Origin of the sequence: Nostoc sp., assembly GCF_035638895.1 — a bacterium.
Classification (GTDB): Bacteria; Cyanobacteriota; Cyanobacteriia; order Cyanobacteriales; family Nostocaceae; genus Nostoc.
On the sequence record NZ_DASQZC010000087.1, the window covers coordinates 1 to 2789 of the forward strand.

Sequence of the window (2789 nt, forward strand, 5' to 3'; positions counted from 1 at the left end):
GTGATGCATTTATCATGCTGTTGGCAGTTCATTCTCTTGATGGGGTAATTGGGAAGGAAGAGGCGATCGCATCTTACGCTCGCAATGTACCAGCAATGATTGCTCAAGGGATGAGCGAGTCTGATGCGGTTTATCAATGGGCTAGCCATTGTCTCAATGTTGAAGAATAGTGGAGGAAATTTTTAGCATGAATAAATTATTAATTTTAGACCTTGACGGCACAGTTCGTCGCCCTAAATCGGGAGCAAAATTTATCTCAGATCCTCTCGATCAAGAGATTATTCCAGAAGCTGCAAGGGCGATCGCTCACTACAAAAGTCAAGGATGGCTAATAGTTGGTGCTACCAATCAAGGTGGCGTGGCAGCAGGGCATAAGCAATTGGAAGATGCAATAACTGAGCAGTATCAAACCTTGAGGCTGTGTCCAGAAATTACCTGTATATATTTCTGCCCTGATTACCAGGGATTACACTGCTGGCTTTGCTGTATCAATCCAGAAGCAAGTAGCCCAATTCATACGGCTTGGGGATGGGAATATTCTGGTACTTATCGTAAACCTGGGGCTGGAATGCTCAATGCAGCTATTAAAAATCATTTGGGGTTCAAAAGCCAAGAGCATCAGATTTTGTTTGTAGGCGATCGCGATGAAGATAAAGGTGCTGCTGAATCTGCCAACGTCCCTTTTTTGTGGGCATCTGATTGGTGGAAAAGTGGGGATGCAAATTATGACACTAGTAAGAGTTAAATATTTTGAACCTGAAAAAATATCTTCAAAAAATGCGACAGACTAAAGTAAAGCTGGGCGAAAAATTTGGGAGACTCACGGTCGTATCTCAAGCTCAAAGCAGGGGAAGTACAAGATGGAATTGTCTTTGTGATTGTGGAGTGCAAGCAACTGTTAAAGCGTTTTCTCTTACAAGCGGAAAGACAAAATCTTGTGGATGCCTACATAGATGTTGTTTATTCATGCAAATATCACATTATTTTTTGTCCTAAGTATCGGAGAAAAGTACTAGTAAGTGCAATCGCTTCTCGCTTAAAAGAATTACTTGCCCAAATAGCCGTTGAAATTAAGGTGGAAATTCTAGAAATGGAAATAATGCCAGACCATGTGCATTTACTGGTAGAGGTTGATCCGCAATTTGGAATACACCGAGCCGTGAAGAGATTCAAGGGTGCAACTTCTAGATATTTACGATTAGAATTTCCAGAGTTAAAGAGCAGATTGCCTACTTTGTGGACTAATTCTTATTTCGTCTCGACAGTAGGAGGTGCGCCACTAGAGACAGTTAAAATGTATATTCAAAATCAAAAAGAGACCTTACTCAGTGGTTTAGAACCAAAGAAACACTAGAGTTGTTTTGTGCTTTATTTGCAGACACTACTGATATTTCTAATCCTGTAGATTTACAGGATTTAGATATATCAAGGCTTTCAGGTTCTAAATACAGTGAAATTTTTCCTGGTTTGATTGTCTCTAAACGTGGCTCTCCTCAGACTTGACGGCGATTCAAATCGCCAACGGCTAACCCCCATAAATGAATTTAGGGGCTAGCCCGCCGTTGAATCACTGGTCTAAAAACCTCAAATAGGGACAAGTGGATAGCTAATTGATAAATTTGGGTGTCTTTAGAGAAACTTGATTCCTTAACTCCTCAAACACCTTGGTATGTTCCACCGATGTAATCCAGCGACTGTATGTTTGGTAGTGTACCACGGGGGAATGCCCACACCACGCCGCTATAATCGCCACTGGGACTTTGTATTTTACGCTTCCCCTAATACAATAAGCATGTCTTAAATCGTATGGATTAAAAGGCACATCTCGCCGCCAGAAAGCAGTAGTTACTCGTTTACCATAGTCCCGATATGTTGCCCCACTGCATTGGGGTTTTTTCATTTGCCATAGCTGCCATTCTTCTGCCCAATGAGGATGCAGTGGGTAGCAAATCCGTTCTCCAGTTTTGCCCTCTAGTACATTGCAGGCAAGATTTTCTTTTGAGATTTCACAGTGGAAAATTTCATGCGGCCTCAATCCATACACACTCATAACCCCGTAAGCCCAAAGCCATGAAGGGGAATTATCAAAAAGCGATCGCGCTTCTACTATCTCGTCATCAGTGGGAATATTACGTGGTTTGGTTTGGGAGTTGCCGTAGTTGCCGATGTAGGGCTTCAAGTTCACCTTCACCCCAGCAAGTTCAGCTAATAACTGTAATTTTTCACAAGTCCGCTTTCGGCTACGACTATTGGCAGGGGTGGCAGTAGCAGATGCTATTAATGAGGCGCTGGCAACCTCTCCTTTCAGGTTTTTAAAAGCTGCTTCGTAGTCGTTTTTCCAGGTGAATTGTGTATTGGGCGTGTCACCTTTTTGAGCAAAGTAATCGTTGCGGAGCTTTTCTATCCACTCTGCCCAATCCCCAATGCCCAATTCCTGCTCTTGAGTGAGATATCTATTCCAGTCAAACTCACCCCTGGCTAATAATCCGCCAACAATCTTGGCTTCTGCTTCTGCCCGTTGCAATCCCGCAGGGTTGGCATAAATCCCCAAGGCAAGATACTGCTGATAGGGCTTAGTTTTGCTGCTCCCTGGTTTGGGCGGCAGTGTGGCCCGAAGTGAAAGCCTGTCGCCCCTCGCCTCAACTCTTACCCCAATCTTGGCAGCCTTTAGGCGATCGTTGATTATCTCAACCGTCAATTTCATGTGCTAATCTTGCGCTAAAATTATTCCGTGCTTGCGGATAATTTCAGGTGATTTAGCATAATAATATTACCGTAAATCACGACGG

3 protein-coding genes are annotated in these 2789 nt (G+C 43.3%); 2 read left to right on the plus strand and 1 reads right to left on the minus strand.

Translation table 11 applies throughout. From position 1 onward, the window contains the following. Nucleotides 1–187 precede the first annotated feature (187 nt). The gene (locus tag VE944_RS03820; RefSeq protein ID WP_324972520.1) at nt 188–745 is read left to right on the plus strand and encodes an HAD-IIIA family hydrolase; all 558 of its coding nucleotides are present in this window, start codon (nt 188–190) and stop codon (nt 743–745) included. 192 nt (nt 746–937) lie between these two features. Continuing rightward, nucleotides 938–1354, plus strand: coding sequence for an IS200/IS605 family transposase (tnpA, locus tag VE944_RS03825; RefSeq protein WP_324972526.1), 417 nt, complete (start codon nt 938–940; stop codon nt 1352–1354). Nucleotides 1355–1606: 252 nt separating this feature from the next. Here the strand turns inward: tnpA and VE944_RS03830 are convergent, their stop codons facing one another. Continuing rightward, nucleotides 1607–2704 carry a site-specific integrase gene (locus VE944_RS03830; RefSeq protein ID WP_324972523.1) on the minus strand — a complete coding sequence of 366 codons (1098 nt, stop codon included), beginning with the start codon at nt 2702–2704 and terminating at the stop codon, nt 1607–1609. Nucleotides 2705–2789: the final 85 nt, after the last annotated feature.

Bases quoted from the DNA above. Each gene is read 5' to 3' on its own strand.
- VE944_RS03820 (WP_324972520.1), top strand. From the start codon at position 188: ATGAATAAATTATTAATTTTAGACCTTGACGGCACAGTTCGTCGCCCT.
- VE944_RS03830 (WP_324972523.1), bottom strand. From the start codon at position 2,704: ATGAAATTGACGGTTGAGATAATCAACGATCGCCTAAAGGCTGCCAAG.